At 49.1% G+C, this 16,901-nt stretch carries 14 protein-coding genes and 1 pseudogene; 2 read left to right on the forward strand and 13 right to left on the reverse strand.

The features are described from left to right. Positions 1-529: 529 nt before the first annotated feature. The 8 genes from Q4Q49_RS07935 to metB all read right to left on the reverse strand — a co-directional run bounded on the left by Q4Q49_RS07935 (position 530) and on the right by metB (position 10,216). Positions 530-1,597, reverse strand: a complete 1,068-nt coding sequence (locus Q4Q49_RS07935) for a c-type cytochrome (RefSeq protein ID WP_311999066.1) — start codon at positions 1,595-1,597, stop codon at positions 530-532. A gap of 10 nt (positions 1,598-1,607) precedes the next feature. After that, positions 1,608-2,234, reverse strand: a complete 627-nt coding sequence (locus Q4Q49_RS07940) for a c-type cytochrome (protein ID WP_006083208.1) — start codon at positions 2,232-2,234, stop codon at positions 1,608-1,610. A 227-nt stretch (positions 2,235-2,461) separates the two neighbouring features. After that, positions 2,462-3,490 carry a DUF2955 domain-containing protein gene (locus tag Q4Q49_RS07945; RefSeq protein WP_311999067.1) on the reverse strand — a complete coding sequence of 343 codons (1,029 nt, stop codon included), beginning with the start codon at positions 3,488-3,490 and terminating at the stop codon, positions 2,462-2,464. Positions 3,491-3,700: 210 nt separating this feature from the next. After that, complete coding sequence (locus Q4Q49_RS07950) at positions 3,701-4,759, reverse strand: HlyD family secretion protein (RefSeq protein ID WP_311999068.1); 1,059 nt, start codon at positions 4,757-4,759, stop codon at positions 3,701-3,703. A gap of 8 nt (positions 4,760-4,767) precedes the next feature. Continuing rightward, a complete protein-coding gene (slyA, locus tag Q4Q49_RS07955; RefSeq protein WP_006083211.1) occupies positions 4,768-5,241 on the reverse strand; it encodes a transcriptional regulator SlyA in 474 nt (157 codons plus the stop codon). A gap of 301 nt (positions 5,242-5,542) precedes the next feature. Continuing rightward, positions 5,543-6,430 (reverse strand): methylenetetrahydrofolate reductase, encoded by an 888-nt coding sequence (metF, locus tag Q4Q49_RS07960; RefSeq protein WP_006083212.1) that lies wholly within the window; start codon positions 6,428-6,430, stop codon positions 5,543-5,545. A 217-nt stretch (positions 6,431-6,647) separates the two neighbouring features. After that, positions 6,648-9,041, reverse strand: a complete 2,394-nt coding sequence (locus Q4Q49_RS07965) for a bifunctional aspartate kinase/homoserine dehydrogenase II (protein ID WP_311999069.1) — start codon at positions 9,039-9,041, stop codon at positions 6,648-6,650. 11 nt (positions 9,042-9,052) lie between these two features. Then, positions 9,053-10,216: a cystathionine gamma-synthase gene (gene metB / locus Q4Q49_RS07970; RefSeq protein ID WP_311999070.1), complete on the reverse strand. Its 1,164-nt coding sequence runs from the start codon at positions 10,214-10,216 to the stop codon at positions 9,053-9,055. 212 nt (positions 10,217-10,428) lie between these two features. On the opposite strand from metB, the gene metJ reads away from it, so the two are divergent. Continuing rightward, positions 10,429-10,743: a met regulon transcriptional regulator MetJ gene (metJ, locus tag Q4Q49_RS07975; RefSeq protein ID WP_105251319.1), complete on the forward strand. Its 315-nt coding sequence runs from the start codon at positions 10,429-10,431 to the stop codon at positions 10,741-10,743. 134 nt (positions 10,744-10,877) lie between these two features. Further along, positions 10,878-11,621 (forward strand): sulfite exporter TauE/SafE family protein, encoded by a 744-nt coding sequence (locus Q4Q49_RS07980; RefSeq protein WP_012196613.1) that lies wholly within the window; start codon positions 10,878-10,880, stop codon positions 11,619-11,621. A 104-nt stretch (positions 11,622-11,725) separates the two neighbouring features. Here the strand turns inward: Q4Q49_RS07980 and nrfD are convergent, their stop codons facing one another. The 5 genes and pseudogenes from nrfD to Q4Q49_RS08005 all read right to left on the reverse strand — a co-directional run. After that, positions 11,726-12,673, reverse strand: coding sequence for an NrfD/PsrC family molybdoenzyme membrane anchor subunit (gene nrfD / locus Q4Q49_RS07985; RefSeq protein WP_311999071.1), 948 nt, complete (start codon positions 12,671-12,673; stop codon positions 11,726-11,728). Between the two features lie 2 nt (positions 12,674-12,675). Next, positions 12,676-13,242, reverse strand: a complete 567-nt coding sequence (locus Q4Q49_RS07990; protein WP_113940053.1) for a 4Fe-4S dicluster domain-containing protein — start codon at positions 13,240-13,242, stop codon at positions 12,676-12,678. Between the two features lie 12 nt (positions 13,243-13,254). After that, positions 13,255-15,537 carry a thiosulfate reductase PhsA gene (gene phsA / locus Q4Q49_RS07995; RefSeq protein ID WP_311999072.1) on the reverse strand — a complete coding sequence of 761 codons (2,283 nt, stop codon included), beginning with the start codon at positions 15,535-15,537 and terminating at the stop codon, positions 13,255-13,257. Between the two features lie 431 nt (positions 15,538-15,968). Then, on the reverse strand, positions 15,969-16,631 hold the full coding sequence (locus Q4Q49_RS08000) for a pentapeptide repeat-containing protein (RefSeq protein ID WP_311999073.1): 663 nt from the start codon (positions 16,629-16,631) through the stop codon (positions 15,969-15,971). 105 nt (positions 16,632-16,736) lie between these two features. Further along, positions 16,737-16,859: pseudogene (locus tag Q4Q49_RS08005) on the reverse strand (SRPBCC domain-containing protein); the annotation flags it as partial. Between the last annotated feature and the right edge of the window lie 42 nt (positions 16,860-16,901).

Here is a 16,901-nt window from a genome sequence, read left to right on the forward strand (position 1 = left end):
GAGGTTAGAACGCTCGAGATTTCCCCTTACCAAAGAAATACAGTAAGGTGTAACAAGAGTTTGTTTCCTTTGACCAAAAACCAACGTAAATCAGCTTCTTAGAAAACGTATCGAGGGTTCGACTCCCTCAATACGTTTTGCACATTTGAGATAGTGAATAAGTCACTTATAGCGAAAATCTCCGTATGCTTTTAAAGCGACAGTTAACACTGATGTCCGAAAGGCGAGTCATGGTGATTTGCGAGGCGACCGTCCGCCCCATGGACGGGGCGGTCGAGCATCCACGGATGGACTGGCTGCGAGTCGACGAGCGAATGCCATGACTCATCTATACGTTGATACCTGCAAACACGAAGACCCCTACAACGTAAATCCCAGCTGACTCAGTAGAATTGACCAACACATGTAATTGACCAACACATATTTGACCAATAAAAAAGCCAGCAAAGCTAAATGCTTGCTGGCTTTTCTGTCCAACTTATTCACTCGCTTTATTTCATCAAGCGAGCACTGAATCAAAGCCGCTCAACTATGACTTCTTAGGAAAAATGGGATAGGACTCAGTGCCTAACACTTTGCCATCGACCTCGACACCATAGTAATCGCTGTCATTGTGGTATTTCTCCTGCGCCTGCTTCACATCACCTTTGCTACGCGGGTCCTGTGGACGCTCGTGGGAGTTGATATAAGCTGCAACGTCCCAAGCCTGTTGGTTAGTTAACTGCATACTCTTACCAAAAGGCATGTTTTCATGGATGAAGAATGCGGCAGTATTGACCCTATGCATTCCGGCACCCCAGTTATAACTCTTAGGCCCCCACAGCGGCGGCAGCGCATACACGCCAGCAATCGCTTGACCTTGGCCATCAACACTGTGGCAAGTTTGGCAATGGGCGACATAGACCTCTTTACCCCGCTCAGGTGAATAGGCTTGATCGGGTTTTGGGATCTCAGGATAACCACGACCCGGCAAGTTGGCACGCTGCTCAACTGTCATCGCCTTGGCTAATATCTCAGGTAGCGGGAAGTCTTCCCGTTTAGCACCTTTGACTAACTCGGCATCGCTAAGCTCAGGGACTGGGCCGCTAATATTAGCTTCGTCCATCAAACCACCCATGCCTAACCAATAGGCATAGGCAGATAGCGCTACTAGCTCAGGGCTCGCCGATGCAGGGGCTTTACCATTCATCGAATAGTTAAAGCAGCCCTGAATGCGCTCTTCAAAGCTACTAACCTTATTATCTTTTTTGCGATACGCCGGATAAGCAAAATACGCGCCCCAAAGGGGTGAAGCATTGGCTTTTCGGCCCGCATCCATATGGCAGTTGGTGCAGTTAAGCTCGTTACCCACATACTTATCACGCAGCTGTTGGGTATTCACAAATAGCTGATAACCCAAACGCACTTTATCACCAAAGGCGCCTTCAGGAATGGCACTCAAAGGTCTAGGGACGAGATAGGTTTGATCCGGTATCTTAGGGAAAGAAGGCAGCGGGGCTTGTTTATCTGGGCGCTCTTGCACCGGATCCGATTCGGCTTGTGCCTGCACGGTTAACGACCCAATCGCGGCCAGTAATAACATTGCGGAATATTTCATGGCCGGCTCCTTATTTCAAATTAGCAAAGTAGTTCGCTAAGGCATCAACCTCAGCGGCGGTAAGCTTGTTAGCTACGTTCGCCATCATGCCATCGACATCACCTTTGCGCGTTCCCGACTGCCATGCCAGTAATTGAGTTTTAATATAACTCGCTTGCTGACCTGCTAAACGGGGAAATAAGCCGCCACCTAACCCCGAAGGACCATGGCAGGTCACGCAGGCTGGTAAACCACGTGACCAATCACCTTGGTAGGCTAAACGAGCGGTATCGTCATTAAAAACCACCTGTTCACCGCGGATAACGGGCTTGACCTCATTGGCAGGCTTTGCAGAAAAGTAGTTTGCCACTTGCTCAATACCATCACCTTGCAGCGTCATTGCCATCGGCATCATGGTCGCATTTTGGCGCACACCCGCTTGGAAATGCTGTAACTGGGTCGAGATATATTGTTTAGATAATCCCGCTAATCGAGGGCCGAGCGGTTCAACGCCCTGACCTTCTACCCCATGACAAGACACACATAACTGTGCCGGTTGGGGGATAATTTCCATCAATTGTTTGCCAGAAGGCGCAACGGAGGCGGCCGCATAGCCGCTGCATAGCGTTAAGCCTATGACGAATGTTTTAATCTTCATGTTCTATCCTTGAAGAGAGTTAAGCTCTAAAGCATAGGTGGTAATTGTTATTTATGTTGCTGCTCACACACTGAGCCCATTTTTGAGTCAGCCGCCCATTTTTAAAACAGTCAATAAATGAGCCTTAGCGTTCATTAAAGCTCACTTATTGTTCAATCCAAATGGGATAAATTTACCTTACTCTTTGAAAGGGTATGCTGCAAGTCTTCAAGCCCGAGTAGCCTAAATCAATAACCAAATCGCGTCGATTCAAAACGATTCAATAACTTATGTATCAAATAACACAGGAGTAGCGTGCCGACGATGGCGGTGAGAATGCTGCTCACTCGATACAAGGCGCTGAAGATTAAATCATTGCCTGGGGTCAGATACTGCCCAAACAGAATGCCTAAGGTTGTCATGGCGCCAAAACCCACGCCTGAGCCACTTGCCTCTCGCACATGGGCTTGGCTAAAGATCATCAGTCCAATCCACAGCAAGGGGACGATTAATATCAATAGTCCTGACCAGTCATAGAGTACCAACTGCACAACGACCCCAAACGACACGCCCAGCAAAGTACCTATAGCGCGCTTACGGGCATAGTCGAGTGCGCCATTCCAATGCATAGGAAACAAGAGCAACAAGGTAGTCGCCTGAGCCGACATAGAATCCCGCAGATCAAATATTTGGAATACCAGAAACGATGCGGTCGCTATGGTCGCGCCGAGTAATGCTTCGTGGCGCATTCGATGTGGCGCCTTAGGTCCTGGCTTGTAAGCCGCCCTTGGTTCCACATCGGGCCAGAGTGCCGTCATAGCATAGGCAATAACGACCGACAATGCCGTCGCCCAAAAGTTACTGAAAACTAAGTCATTCAGATTGGTATTGGGATAGCTTGCAAAGTGCAGCATGATGCTAAGGCTGAGCACTCCGTTGGCGCCAAAGAGGAATAAACTGCCGCGGGACATGGCCGCAAAACGGTATAGAAATAACAGAAAGACAATGGGCGTCATCAGGCCGGGATGGCTGCCAAAGAAACCACCGAGCAGTCCAACCTCTAACCCCGCCATGGCAGATGAGGCCAATAACTGGCGCATGGCGTGGCCATTCATCACTGGCACGAGTCCGAGTAATAGCATGGGGGTAACAGTGAAGAAGACTCCATTGCTCCAACCAAAAATTTTACACAGGGTAAAACCTATGGTCGCGCCAGTCGCAATCCGTAAACACTGGCGTAAATCGTTGGCCGTCAATGGGCTATAGCGTAGTAACATGCTCGTCGCCTTGTTCTATCGATACGTAAAATGGGGATGTTTAGCTGGCTTATGCTGCATTCACACTTATGTTGCTTTGAAGCGTTCACTCAAGCGACTCACGGCAAACAACACCAACAGCGAGTCGCTACCCCTCAACAACAATTAGTGCGTGTAGAGAGGCGAGTCAATACGCAAGCAAATAGGCTAATAAACAAGCAAGTAAATAGGCTAGTAAATATAGTGCAGCAGGCTGATTGCTTTAATCTGCACCTTAGCAAGCAAACCAAATAGGCCGTTCTCTGGCAGCAATTGCACTGTGGCGCGCGCCCCCGCTGGCAGATCTTTCATCCCATTGCCATCCAAAATTAAGTGCAATCTGAGTCTTTGGGCATCACGTACCCAACGGTCAGACTCCTGCGGCGCCGCTAAACGGCCATTGGCATCGAATTGCCCTGCACTCACGCCCGCATCGACACTGCTCACCGTCGCCCGATATAAACGGCCAGGTTCGCTATCGAACGCAATCAAAGCGGTCGATGAAGCATTGACGCCACGCAGACTCTTTTCACGAAAATCAGCAATAATATCAATCTTATCCGATACCACGGCTAACAGAGGTTGCCCCACAGTCGCAAAACTCCCGACTTCTAACTGCAGGTTAGTCACTATCCCGTCCTGATCGGCATGGATTTGGGTGTAAGACAAATTGAGCTCAGCTTGGGCAAGATGGTTTTGTGCCTGACGCACCTTAAGATTCTCTTCGCCATAACTGCCACGGCTCACCTTAAGTTTTTCTAAACGCGCATTGGCGGCGAGCAAATTGGCTTCCGCGGCGGCGGCATCACTATCGGCCTGATCCCTTTGCTGCTGCGATACACCATGGGTGGCATACAGGGCATCGAGGCGCTTAGCTTCGCTGCGTTTCTGTTGTGAGGTGGTTTTGTTGGCATTGACGTCGGCCTTCGCGGCAAGCAGCGAGGCATCTAACTCGGCATTGTCTTGGCGAACTTGCTCTAAGGCCAATTTAGCTTGGGATACCGCTAACTCATAGGGCGCAGGATCGACTTGAAACAACAAATCGCCCTTGGCAACCGCTTGGTTGTTCGTCACGGCTATGGTCTGAATTTTGCCGCTGATCTGCGGCGCAACCTTAGTCACCACACGTGTGGCCATGGCTTGCGGCGTCAATGGCATCATAGTATCGGCGAGCATAAAATAGCCGAAAACCATCACAAAGCCGAACATGGCAAATTTTACTAAACGGGCAAACTGTTGATCCGGTGTCATCTTCTTTCTCACAAAATGGTTGCTGTTGCCTTGGCCAATTTGGCGCTGGCGTTGTCACTAATCAGGCTAATAATGCGTTCAAATTCGCTGAGCTCGCTGGCACTGATCCCAGCTAATAACTCACGGCGCACCTGAATTATCCGCGCTTCCATTTGCTTTAATACATCCAATCCCGCAGGCGTTAGCGTCACAATCCTTGCGCGCTTATCTTTGTCGCAGCAATGACGCTCGACTAAACCTTGCTCTTCTAATTGCCCTAAGGTGCGCATTAACGAAGCCAATTCAATTTCTAAGGCATCGGCCAACACTTTCTGGCTCACGCTGTCGCCTAAACGCAGTAATTTCCACAATGCCGTCCAGCGGGGATGAGTTAATCCCAAAGGTGCCAGCTCGACATCGGCCACGGTACGCCACAATCGATGCAAACGGCCTAAATGCTCCGCCAGTGATAACTCTTTCAATCGCTCTAATTCTTTTTGCATCTTGCTCACCCACTTAGTTAGCGTGCTAAGCATTATACTTAGTTAGCAGGCTAAGTAAACTGAGATAAATAACACCATTAACCATTTTCAAGGGACTTTTTGGGCTAAATCAATGAAAAATAATCCGATTAATTTTTTAGAAAATAATCAAAAATACGATTAGCAAGAAAAGAAGATAAGGTAAAACCGATACAATAGAAGAGAATGCACAAAATGGAACGTACGCTTTGTAGGATTTTAAAAGCAAAAAAGCGCTGATTCTCATCAGCGCTTTAATTTTTAGACCATTTTAAACAATAGCTTACTTAGGACGCACACCTAACGTATGGCAAATGGCGTAGGTTAATTCGGCGCGATTTAACGTATAAAAATGGAAATCCTTCACGCCTTCGCGGGACAGTACTTTTACCATATCGATTGCCACGTTTGCACCCACCAATTGGCGTGTACCGGCATCGTTTTCTAAACCATCGAATTGCTTGTGTAGCCAGCCCGGTAACGACACATTGGTCATGCCCGCGAAACGTTTTAACTGGGTAAAGTTAGTCACAGGTAAAATGCCTGGCACGATTTCAACGTCGATACCGGCGGCAACGCAGCGGTCACGAAAACGCAGGTAAGATTCCACATCGAAGAAAAACTGGGTAATGGCACGGCTAGCGCCCGCATCAATCTTACGCTTGAGGTTGATCAAATCCGCCTGTGCGTTGCTCGCATCAGGATGTACTTCTGGATAGGCTGCAACGGAAATATCAAAGTCGGCCACTGAGCGCAGTAAACGCACTAAATCCACCGCAAAACGAGTGGGCTTGGGGCTGCCCGCAGGTAAATCACCCCGCAGTGCCACTATGTCACGAATGCCCGATTTCCAGTAATGCTTAGCCAGTTCTAATAGCTCTTCATCACTAGCATCCACTAAGGTTAAGTGCGGCGCGGCAACGAGATCCGTTTCCTGTTGAATACGCTCAATCACGCCGTGGGTGCGGTCGCGCACACCTGAGTTAGCGCCATAGGTCACAGACACAAATTTAGGATTAAGCGGCTCTAAACGACGAATAGAGTTCCACAGGATCTGTTCCATTTCGGGGGTCGATGGCGGAAAAAACTCAAAAGAAACATTAATATCGCCATTAAGCTCAGACAAGCTCTGGTTCAGCGATTGTGAATGTTGTGCGTGATGAAAAGCCATGTGTATTTCCTCAACCGCCCTTGGCGCTACTCTTTGCTAGTATGAATTAGTTCAAATGGACGTTTGGACGTCTATATGTCCATATACTAGAGAAACTGAGATGTAAGTCAAGCCAAAAAATGTCCATAAACCGCATTTAATCTCGGTTAATTCGATAGATTTATTCTAGCCAATAAAAAAGGACTCGAATGAGTCCTTTAAGCTGCTGAATTTCAGTCTAATCTTGCAAGAGATCGCGACAGATCTGCGTCAGATCCGACTGCACCGCTGCCGCTGTCACTTCACGTCCGGCACCCGGTCCACGGATGATCAGCGGATTGCCTTGATAGAAAGCACTGCGGATCACAAACACGTTATCGCCTGGGGTCAAATTAGCATAGGGATGATGGGCATCAATCCATTGCAAACCGACTTCGGCTTTAAGCTCTGGGCCGCTGTTATCTAAGGATGCCACGTATCTGAGCACCTTATTTTGCTCCGCCGCCGCACCGTATTGTTGCAGCAGATCGGCATCTAACTCGGCAATGCGGGTGAGAAATTGATCTAAGGGAATATCGGCCAAGTCGGCTGGCACTAATGAGCGTAATTCAATATCTTCAAGCTCAATTTCAAGGCCAATTTCACGGGCCAAAATGAGCAGTTTACGCTGCATGTCACGACCAGACAGATCGTCGCGGGGATCGGGTTCAGTGATACCTAAGCCTCTGGCTTCAATCACTAATTCAGAGAAAGGCTTGCTGGTATCGTATTTTTCAAATAACCAACATAAGGTGCCAGAGAAAATCCCGCCCACGGCTTCAACGCTATCACCGCTGTTACGCAGATCATTTAACGCATGTTGGATGGGTAAACCAGCACCGCAACTGGCGTTATAGCGCCAAAATAAACGACGATTACCCAATTGCTGCTTTAACTCACGGTAGAAAGGCAGTGGACCCGAGCCTGCGAGTTTATTCGCGCTCACCACATGGATACCGCGCTCGAATAGCTCTGGATATTGCAGTGTCAAACTGGCGCTGGCACTGATATCTAAGGCCACCAGCTCATCGCAGTTAACCCGTTCTAATTGCTCGAACAAGTGCTCGTACTGCCAAGGCGTAGCCTCGGTATTAAACTCAGTCTGCCACGCGGCAAGATTAATGCCTGTGGATTTAATCAAGGCTTTACTCGAACTGACTAAACCGACTAACTCAACACTGGCTTCGAGTTCATGATCCAGTGATGGCGACACCGACTTAAACAAATCGACCCAAGCCTCACCTATGTTGCCCACGCCGAGCAGTAAGACACCAATGCGTTTACGCGGCCCAGCGCAGCGACGGTGGACCTTTTGGGTTAACAAATTCACCTGTGACTGAGGCACCAGCGTCACTAAACTTAAGTCGCCACTAAACAAAGGTTTAGCATCACGGCTTAGTAAACGGGCGAAGCTACGGCGATAATGTTCGGCATCGGCACTCACTAACGCCACTAGGCCGAGATCTGTGTTGATCTGTTGTTCGCTGATCCCTAATGCTTGTGCCTCGGCATCGAGCAATCTTTGCACTTGTTTTTGATTTTCAGCGGTATAGGCAAGCTCAACCCTTTGATGGGCAGACGTCCAATGGGCCAATGGCGTTAAACCCGCGGCGATCACCGAATCTAATAGGCTTGTTAATTCGCCCGTAAGCTTAAAGCCGAACAGCACGACTGCATTGAGGTTCGTCACCACAGGCGCGCTCGCCGACGAACTGTGGGGCGCAATCAAGGTAAAGTCGGTGTGTGATGCATAACTTGAACGCACCGCTAAACTCACGTCGGTATTAAACAAAGGCTGCAAAGTGCGCGAATGCAATACTGGCGAGCCTAAACGCGCTAAGCGGTCGGCTTCGGCAAGTGACATGCTTTTCAGTAACTTGGCATCGTTGATCTTATTAGGATCGGCATTGAACACCCCTTCCACATCGGTCCAAATGGTCACGCGCTCGATATCGGCAAGGCTGGCAATTAAGCTGGCGCTAAAATCTGAACCATTTCGACCGAGTAACAAGGTATCGCCGCGCTCGTTAGCGCAGATAAAGCCTGTGATCACTAAGCGCTCATTTGGATGGGCAGCTAATAGGGCTTGTACTTTAGCGCGGGATTCTTGTACCCGAATTTGCGGCACGGCTGCTTCATCGGCCACTAAAATTGAACAGGCATCCACATGGCTTGCCGCCACGCCAGATTCGCGCAGCAGCGCCGCCATTAAACGTGCCGACCAACGTTCACCAAAGCTCACCACATGGTTAACTTGGTATTCGTTACGTTCGTCGAGGGACAATAAACTGATGAGTTGCGCCTGATCTGTCGCCAAACGCTCGCGCAGATCGCGGGCTTGTTCGTTCGACAATAACTGCTCTACCAACCCCTGTTGATAGCTGGTCAGCACTTGTAATTCTTCTTGCCACAACTGACCAGCGTCGCGCAGCGCTAATAATTTATACAGGAAATTCGTGCTCTTACCCGCCGCAGAGACCACCACAAGGTCATCGCTATGACCGTGGGTTAACAGGATATGGGCGACTCGGCGATAACAATCGGCATCCGCTAAACTGGAGCCACCAAATTTATGTAAGTGACAACGTGCCATCTATTATTCCTCTACTGACAAGCCGCAACGGCGGCTAATCCTGCTTGAATATCTGCAACTAAATCGGCGGCATCTTCAATACCCACCGATAGACGCAATAGGGTGTCTTTAATGCCTGCCTCAAAACGCGCCTGCGGCTCCATGGCTCTGTGGGTCATAGTTGCGGGCACGGCCACCAAACTTTCAACGCCACCTAAACTTTCCGCCACGCTAAATAAGCTGAGTGCACCTAAAAAGGCCACCACTTCGGCCTCGCCGCCTTTGAGCTCAAAACTCAGCATAGCGCCAAAGCCTTGTTGTTGCTTGGCTGCAATCGCATGACCTGGGTGATCCGCAAGACCGGGGTAATAAACTTTGCTCACCACAGGGCTTTGCGTTAATACCTCAACAATGCGCTGGGCATTGGCTTGATGTTCACGAATTCGCACCGCTAAGGTGCGTAGGCCGCGCAGGGTTAAGTAACTATCAAAAGCCGATCCCGTTAAGCCTAGAGTGTTCGACCACCAATGTAAGCTTTCGCCGATTTGTGCATCTTTAGCCACCACTGCGCCGCCAACCACATCGCTGTGGCCATTGATATATTTAGTGGTGGAGTGGATAACGATATCTGCGCCTAACAATAGGGGTTGTTGCAATATCGGCGATAAAAAAGTGTTATCGACCACGACTAGCGCGCCGACCTCATGGCTCGCCTTGGCAATGGCCTCGATATCCACCACTCGCAATAGCGGGTTCGATGGGGTTTCGAGCCACACCATCTTAGGATTTTGTGCGATCGCTGCGGTTAACGCTTGGCTGTCGGTTTGATCGACCACAATCAGCTTAAACTGGCCTTTCTTCGCTAAATTAGTAAATAAACGGTAAGAACCGCCGTAACAATCATGGGGCACAACCAATAGATCATCGGGGCCGAGCAAAGTGGTCACTAAGGTGATGGCCGCCATGCCAGTGCAGGTCACTATGCCAGTGGCGCCCTTTTCTAATTGCGCTAATGCTTCGCCTAAAATGCAGCGCGTTGGGTTGCCTGAACGACTGTAATCGAATTCGCGGGGATTTTTATGACCATCGAAGGCGTAATTAGTCGACAAATAAATCGGTGGCACAACTGCACCATATTGAGTATCGCTTTCGATACCCTGACGCACTGCCAGTGTGGCTAATTGACGCTCTGCCATGGGTGGACTCCTAAATTCGGTAGACTGATAGAGATGTCTGGACGTCTAAATGTACCTAAGCACAACGCCATCGTCAATAGGCGTGAAGACGTTTAGACGTCTGAACATAAAGAAATCTGTTTGCAATCACAAAGAAATAGTAGCAATAATTTGACTGTTCTTTGTAAGGGTTTAAAATCTGCCCCGAATTTAGCGTTATAACAGGTGAGTCAATGACTGAATGGAATGGGGAATACATCAGCCCCTATGCTGAACATGGCAAGAAGAATGAACAAGTAAAAAAAATTACTGTGTCTATTCCGCTCAAAGTGCTTAAGGTCCTCACGGACGAACGTACTCGTCGTCAGGTCAATAATTTGCGTCACGCCACCAACAGCGAGCTGTTGTGTGAGGCATTTTTGCACGCCTACACTGGCCAGCCATTGCCCAACGATGAAGATCTGTCAAAAGATAACCCAGACAGCATTCCTGCAGAAGCCAAGTTGTTGATGGATCAAATGGGAATCGAGTGGGAAGACATGGAATAGCGACTCGTCGCTTTTAAAGTCATATCACAGTGCTCATCAATAGGGATCGTTAACGATCCCTTTTTGTTTATACCCAAGCGACTTCAAACTTTAAATTTCACCATCTTGAGGTGGTTTGGGATATAGGAAATCCTATGTTTTCTATGATAGATCCACAGACTCTCGCCTTGGCCTCACTGATTGTGTTTCTTGGCGCCTTAACCCAGAGCCTGATTGGGTTTGGCCTAGCGGTTGTCGCCAGTCCTTTGCTGTATATCGTCGATCCTCAGCTCGTACCGGGTCCCGTTATTGCCATGGGATTTACCATCTCGCTACTGACCTTATTCCGGGAACGTGGTCATTTAGAATTCAATGGCTTGCAATATGCGCTTATAGGTCGCGTGCCCGGTGGTTTTATCGGTGCGAGTCTGTTGCTGTTTGCGCCTCAGCCCATACTCGGGTTATCCATCGCCGCCATTGTGGCAGTCGCGGTTATCCTCAGCCTGTATAAATTCAGCCTGCCAGTGAATAAGAAAACCCTCTTTGGGGCGGGCGTCGTCTCGGGGATTTTCGGTAATATTGCCGCCATTGGTGGCCCGCCGATGGCGATTCTATTGTCAGGCAAAGACGCCTCGCAGTTTCGCGCCGCCCTGTCGGCCTTCTTCATTTTTAGTTCCACCATAGCTATGGTCATTCTGGCGATCACTGGCTTATTAGAATTGAAGCACCTGTGGCTGTCGTTAATGTTGCTGCCTTCAGTGCTTTTAGGGTATTTAGTCGCGGGGCGATTAGTGGGCAGTGTCGATAAAGATAAAACTAAAATGGCGACATTAGTCCTGTGCAGTATCAGCGCCTTAGTGCTAACGGTGAAGTCGGTTATCGAGTTATTACCCCAATAAGTGTCCTGCTTGTATTGGCAAATCATCTGAAGATTCAAACAATAAAAAGCACTGACATTGTCAGTGCTTTTCTTTATCTATCAATATCTAAAGCCAGCTTACACTCAGCTTAAATAGCTTTGCCCTGCGTACACAATAAAGTGTCTTAAGGCGAGTACGCCCGTTAAGCTCGCACAAGCCACCATGATCATTGCGCCCTTAGTATGGCGAGTCGCGGCAGGTAGTAGCATAAACAGCAATGGAATACCAAAGCCGATACCGACGACGCCTATCCAGAACACGCTTGCCCATAACCCAGAAGTTAACGACGCTAAGGCCGCAGCCGCCGCGCCGCCCTTGAAGTACAAGGCGCAGAACAACATGAACAGGAACAGAATTTCAGTCGCCATCACAGGCAACTCTAAACCGTGCATCTTGACTAAAGTTTTATCGTGGCTGTCAGTCTTAAACAGCAAGAGTGCCAGTACCGCGTTTGCCGCAGCGCCCGCCGATAAACCCGACACTAAAAACAGCGCAGGCAGTACCGCAGTGTTGAGCATAGGGTAAGCATTCATCGCCGAAATTAAGAAGCCAGTGTAAGCCCCTACGCCAATGGCGAGGACAAACAACAATACTTCAATCAGCTTTCGAAATGGCATAAGTAACTTAGCGATAGGTGTTAGGAAACCCAAACCCCATTTTGGTAAGTCATCCCGCAGCACAATAATGGCGTACGCAAAGGCTAAGGGAGAATACGCCAGCAGCGCCAGCACCCCAATGGCCATCACAGACTGGAAGTTATAGTGAATTAAGATCAGCCAGAAGTGGAAGGGTTTGGTTAAATCAAACACTAAGCAGGCTAGACCTAAGCTAATTGCCACAGGCCCAATAATGGCGGCCGCCTTAAGAATACTGCTTTCGGCTCCCGCGCTGAGCTCCTTATTCGCCCAGCGTAAACCAATGCCAATCAATAAACTGCCCGCGGATAACCCCGCCATAAACAGGTAAACGGCGATGACCCAGTGCCAAGTGACAGGATCATATTGCGCCATGTCGCCCCAAGTATTGTTCATAATCAAATCCCCCCTCTTTTGGTAGGAACGCGATATACCCTAGGTTTAGTGCCTAAATGGGTTTTATCTTGGTATGTGATTTTAGTGTTGAGCATGATGGCTACTTCACTCTGCGGATCATTAGCATCGCCAAACACTAAGGCATCGGTTGGACACACAGTCACACACGCTGGCTCTTCGCCCCGTGCTAAACGACTGTCTTTACAGAAGTTACACTTATCCGCCGCCTTGGTTTCTGGGTTCATAAAGCGCACTTTATAAGGGCACGCTGCCACACAGTACATACAGCCGACACACTTCTCGGTATGGATAGAGATAATGCCGTCTTCACCCACATAGGCCGCGCCCGTTGGGCACACCTTAACGCAGGGCGCATCTTCACATTGCTGGCAAGATACCCTGTGGTATTTGAAGTGCAGATTGGGCATCTCACCAAAGGGGCCTTCCACACGCACTTGCAGACGAGTAACGCCTTCGGGTACGCCATTTTCACTGCGACACGCCACGTTACAAGCTTGGCAGCCGATGCACTTATTCTCGTCGTGCACCATTACATATCGTTTATTCATTTAAGCCTCCGATTAGCGCTTTGCCAGCGTAACGCCCGTGGTGTGCACTGTCATGCCACACACTGGAGCCGTCACGTGCGGCAGTAAGTTACCGCAGTGGATACCTTTGCCTGTTGCTCTGACCAACTCTTTGTTTTTAGAACCAAAGCCCATGTAAGCAAACACAGTATCTTGGCGAATGCCCGGCGTGACTAAGGCATGGCCTTCTTCTGTGCCAACACTGCTGGTGAGGCGGATTGGGTCGCCATTGCTGATCCCTAATTTGCCCGCAGTGACGGGGTGAACCCACACAGCGTTATCCGACATCAGGTTAGCGAGCATAGGCACATTGTGGGTGGCGCCATTGGTGTGCACCGCCACTTTGCCTTGGATAAAGTACAGCTCATCTGCTTTTTTAAGATTCACTTCGCGGAACTTGATCACCCCACGGCCCGGTGCCATGGCTTCGACTTTGGCGGAGGTGAGTTCAATCTTGCCACTCGGGGTTTTAAAGGTGAGTGCGCTGGCGTAAGTGCCGTCTTCATCGGCAGGTCGCGCATTGGGGTATGCCTTAATAAACTCGGCAACCATCTTAGGCTCGCACAACATAATTGGCTTACCGAAGCTCACAAAACCTTCGTCTTTGATCCGGCGCAGCAGGTCAGTGTCGCGGTTCACCTGCAGCATTTGCAGGGTTTCCATGTTTTCCCATGGATAGAACTCGCCAAGGCCCATAGCCACACCCACATCCTTAAAGATCTGCCAAGAAGGCTTAGTATCACCTAAGGTTTCAACGACTCGTTGGCGCACATAATAGGCCGGATTTTTACCTGACTTATCAGCAATTTCTTCATCACGTTCAAGATAAGTTGACTCAGGTAAAATCACGTCCGCATAGGCGGCGGTTTCGCTGATATACACATCACACACGGCGATAAAGTCGAGCTTTTTCATCGCTTCAACAACGCGCGCCCTGTCTGTCATGGTTTGCATTGGGTTAGTGCGTGACATCACCCAGCCGTGTAACTGGTAAGGAACAGCGCTTAACGTGGCATCGAGAATGGTTTGGTAAACGCCGCCCGATGTCCACATCATGGCGTACTGTTCTTCCACCTGATCGATACGTTTCGCTGCTGGTTTTGGCATGTCTTTCACGCCAGGTTTTGCCAATACGGGCGCAACCGCTTCACCGGCAAGCTTGTTGTAATCACCGGGTTTCTGGCCGATATAAATCCCGCCCTTACGCTCGATGTTACCAATCAAGACGTTAGCGGCGTAAAGGGCGCGGCGCATCTCAAACTCTTCGGTGGTAAAGGTGGCTCTGTGACCAAAATCGACCACAGCATGGGGCGCTTTAGCGGCATATTCGTGGGCGATACGACGAATGTCTTTGGCAGGCACATCGGAGATGGTTTCGGCCCATTCAGGGGTATAGGCTTTCACTTCGGCGGCAAAGGCTTCGAAGCCTTCCACATAGCGCGCGACAAATGCCTTGTCGTAAAGATTATCTTCAATCAATACATGGCATAACGCCAAGGCGACGGCCACGTCTGTTCCGGGGCGAATGGCGTACCATTCATCGGCCTTGTCGGCCACAATGGAGAATCTTGGCTCGAACACCACCAGCTTGGCACCTTTGTCCATTTGCGCCGCCATCATGCCGCGGGTTTCGGACATATTGATGCCTTCGTACAGGTTATGGCCGAAGTTAATGATGTATTTTGAATTGCCTAAATCACGTTTAACCTTAGTGCCAAAAATAGCCTTAGCGGCAATTTCATAACCACCAGGGCAAGTCGACGCGTGGGTAAAGGTATTTGGACTACCAAAGGCGGTCGCAAGGTGAAACAAATGCTTTTCTTGTGAGCCAGATTTTGACGAGAATGCCACGGCTTCTGGGCCATGTTCTTTTTTGATTTTATTGAGGTTTTCAGCGATTAATTTATAAGCCTCATCCCAACTGATCTCAGCCCATTTGCCTTCACCGCGCTCACCGACCCGCTTTAACGGTTTAACGATACGCTGTGGATCGTACAATAAACTATGGCCTGCGCCGCCACGGGCACACACTTTACCGCCAAAGGATTTAGCGGCCTTGTTGCCACTAATGAACACGTTTTTGCCCTCAATCACCCGCGCCGAAATTGGGCAGCGAGTCGAACACATTTCACAAATACTGGCAATGTCTTTGCCCATGCCCTTTAGCTGCTTATTCTCTAATGCCGCTAAGCTGCCCGGCAGCAGACTGGCCAGCGCACACGTGGCGCTGCTCGCTCCTGCTCCCTTTAAAAAGGTTCGCCTATTAAGCTCAATCATGGTTACCTCCATCACGCTCATCCCACCCGTCAGTCGCCACATTGGACGCCATCGAGCAGAGGTTTGCTCACTGATTTGATTACTTTTTTAGTTATAAAAGCGTAAAAACAGCGCCACCATATCTTCAAAATACACGGCATACGCTGAATACACTGCTCATCCACAGAGATTGTTATCCCGAAAGAGGTAGGTGGGTATTGTGGTAAACCACATGGGGAAGCTCGGTGTGATCTACCGCAACTAAAACCTAAGACTGACCTTGAAATACGTGAATAAGATCAATAGGTCTTAAAAAACGGACAGAAAAAGCCGCCAGATGGGACAAATGGCGGCTTCAAAAACAAACAGATATTTCAGTAAATTGCGATAACACTCGTGGGATGAGCATCACTATGCTGAGTGAAAAGCTGAGTAAAAACCTACCACAATCCTTAATCCATTAATTCTATATCGAGGCAGTTGAGCAGCCGAATCGCTTCGTCGCGGCTAAACTTAGCCCTTTTGATTTTATTGTTAAAAATGTCGATATCGTAATTAGTGGCCTCGCTGAAATCCGCCTCCAATAATTGAGTTCGGCCAAACAGACTATGACTAAAATCCGTGTAGGTGAAATTGGCTTGATTAAAATTGCCCTCGCGAAAATCCACATCGTGGGCCTTACACTCTTCGATGATGATTTCATCGAGGGACAAACCTAAAAATGAGCAGTCGTTTAGAATGCATTGCTTAAAGGAAAAGGGCGCGGCAAAGGATAAACGCGACCACGCGGCGCGGGTCCAATCGATACCGACTAACTTACATTCTTCAAACTCCACCCCGCTGAACTGACACTGGGGCACTTTCACTAAGCTCAAGTTGCAGCGTACAAAGCGACAATCGATAAACTTACATTTACGAAAAACGCTCTCGCTAAAATGACAGTCTTGAAAGCAGCAATCCTCGAACTCGATGCCCTGTAGCTCTTGGGCTAATTCCGACAAACCATTAAACTGTTTTGATAAAAAACTATTGCCCTGCAAAACCGCGCTTTGCGCCAGTTGCGATGGCGCAAGCACTGATTGTTTAAGCATTGGCACTTCTTTCTGTGACGACATAACACCTCTAATCCTGCCCAATCCCCAACAATATGATAATGCAGGGCAATTGGGCTAGGTACTGCTTATTGTTTACTCTCTGATACGAGGCTTGAGACTCACCGGCTAAATGCTCGCGACGAGTTCCTCAAGCTGATCGGTCGCCTTAGACCAACCCTGATGAAACCCCATATCCTCATGATTCTGCCTATCTTCGCTATTCCAATGCTGCACCCGCGCAGTGTACTTCCCTCCATTGGATATTTAGCTTGATGGTCTTGTGGGCTGCAA

It is taken from the genome of Shewanella sp. SP1S1-7 (assembly GCF_031932105.1).
In the GTDB taxonomy this organism is placed as follows: domain Bacteria; phylum Pseudomonadota; class Gammaproteobacteria; order Enterobacterales; family Shewanellaceae; genus Shewanella; species Shewanella baltica.

What these genes read in the sequence shown, in the direction of transcription:
- metJ (WP_105251319.1), top strand. Translation starts at nt 10,429, where the DNA reads ATGACTGAATGGAATGGGGAATACATCAGCCCCTATGCTGAACATGGC.
- Q4Q49_RS07945 (WP_311999067.1), bottom strand. Translation starts at nt 3,490, where the DNA reads ATGTTACTACGCTATAGCCCATTGACGGCCAACGATTTACGCCAGTGT.
- Q4Q49_RS07950 (WP_311999068.1), bottom strand. Translation starts at nt 4,759, where the DNA reads ATGACACCGGATCAACAGTTTGCCCGTTTAGTAAAATTTGCCATGTTC.
- phsA (WP_311999072.1), bottom strand. Translation starts at nt 15,537, where the DNA reads ATGATTGAGCTTAATAGGCGAACCTTTTTAAAGGGAGCAGGAGCGAGC.
- Q4Q49_RS08000 (WP_311999073.1), bottom strand. Translation starts at nt 16,631, where the DNA reads ATGTCGTCACAGAAAGAAGTGCCAATGCTTAAACAATCAGTGCTTGCG.
- Q4Q49_RS07935 (WP_311999066.1), bottom strand. Translation starts at nt 1,597, where the DNA reads ATGAAATATTCCGCAATGTTATTACTGGCCGCGATTGGGTCGTTAACC.
- Q4Q49_RS07980 (WP_012196613.1), top strand. Translation starts at nt 10,878, where the DNA reads ATGTTTTCTATGATAGATCCACAGACTCTCGCCTTGGCCTCACTGATT.
- metF (WP_006083212.1), bottom strand. Translation starts at nt 6,430, where the DNA reads ATGGCTTTTCATCACGCACAACATTCACAATCGCTGAACCAGAGCTTG.
- slyA (WP_006083211.1), bottom strand. Translation starts at nt 5,241, where the DNA reads ATGCAAAAAGAATTAGAGCGATTGAAAGAGTTATCACTGGCGGAGCAT.
- nrfD (WP_311999071.1), bottom strand. Translation starts at nt 12,673, where the DNA reads ATGAACAATACTTGGGGCGACATGGCGCAATATGATCCTGTCACTTGG.
- Q4Q49_RS07965 (WP_311999069.1), bottom strand. Translation starts at nt 9,041, where the DNA reads ATGGCACGTTGTCACTTACATAAATTTGGTGGCTCCAGTTTAGCGGAT.
- Q4Q49_RS07990 (WP_113940053.1), bottom strand. Translation starts at nt 13,242, where the DNA reads ATGAATAAACGATATGTAATGGTGCACGACGAGAATAAGTGCATCGGC.
- metB (WP_311999070.1), bottom strand. Translation starts at nt 10,216, where the DNA reads ATGGCAGAGCGTCAATTAGCCACACTGGCAGTGCGTCAGGGTATCGAA.
- Q4Q49_RS07940 (WP_006083208.1), bottom strand. Translation starts at nt 2,234, where the DNA reads ATGAAGATTAAAACATTCGTCATAGGCTTAACGCTATGCAGCGGCTAT.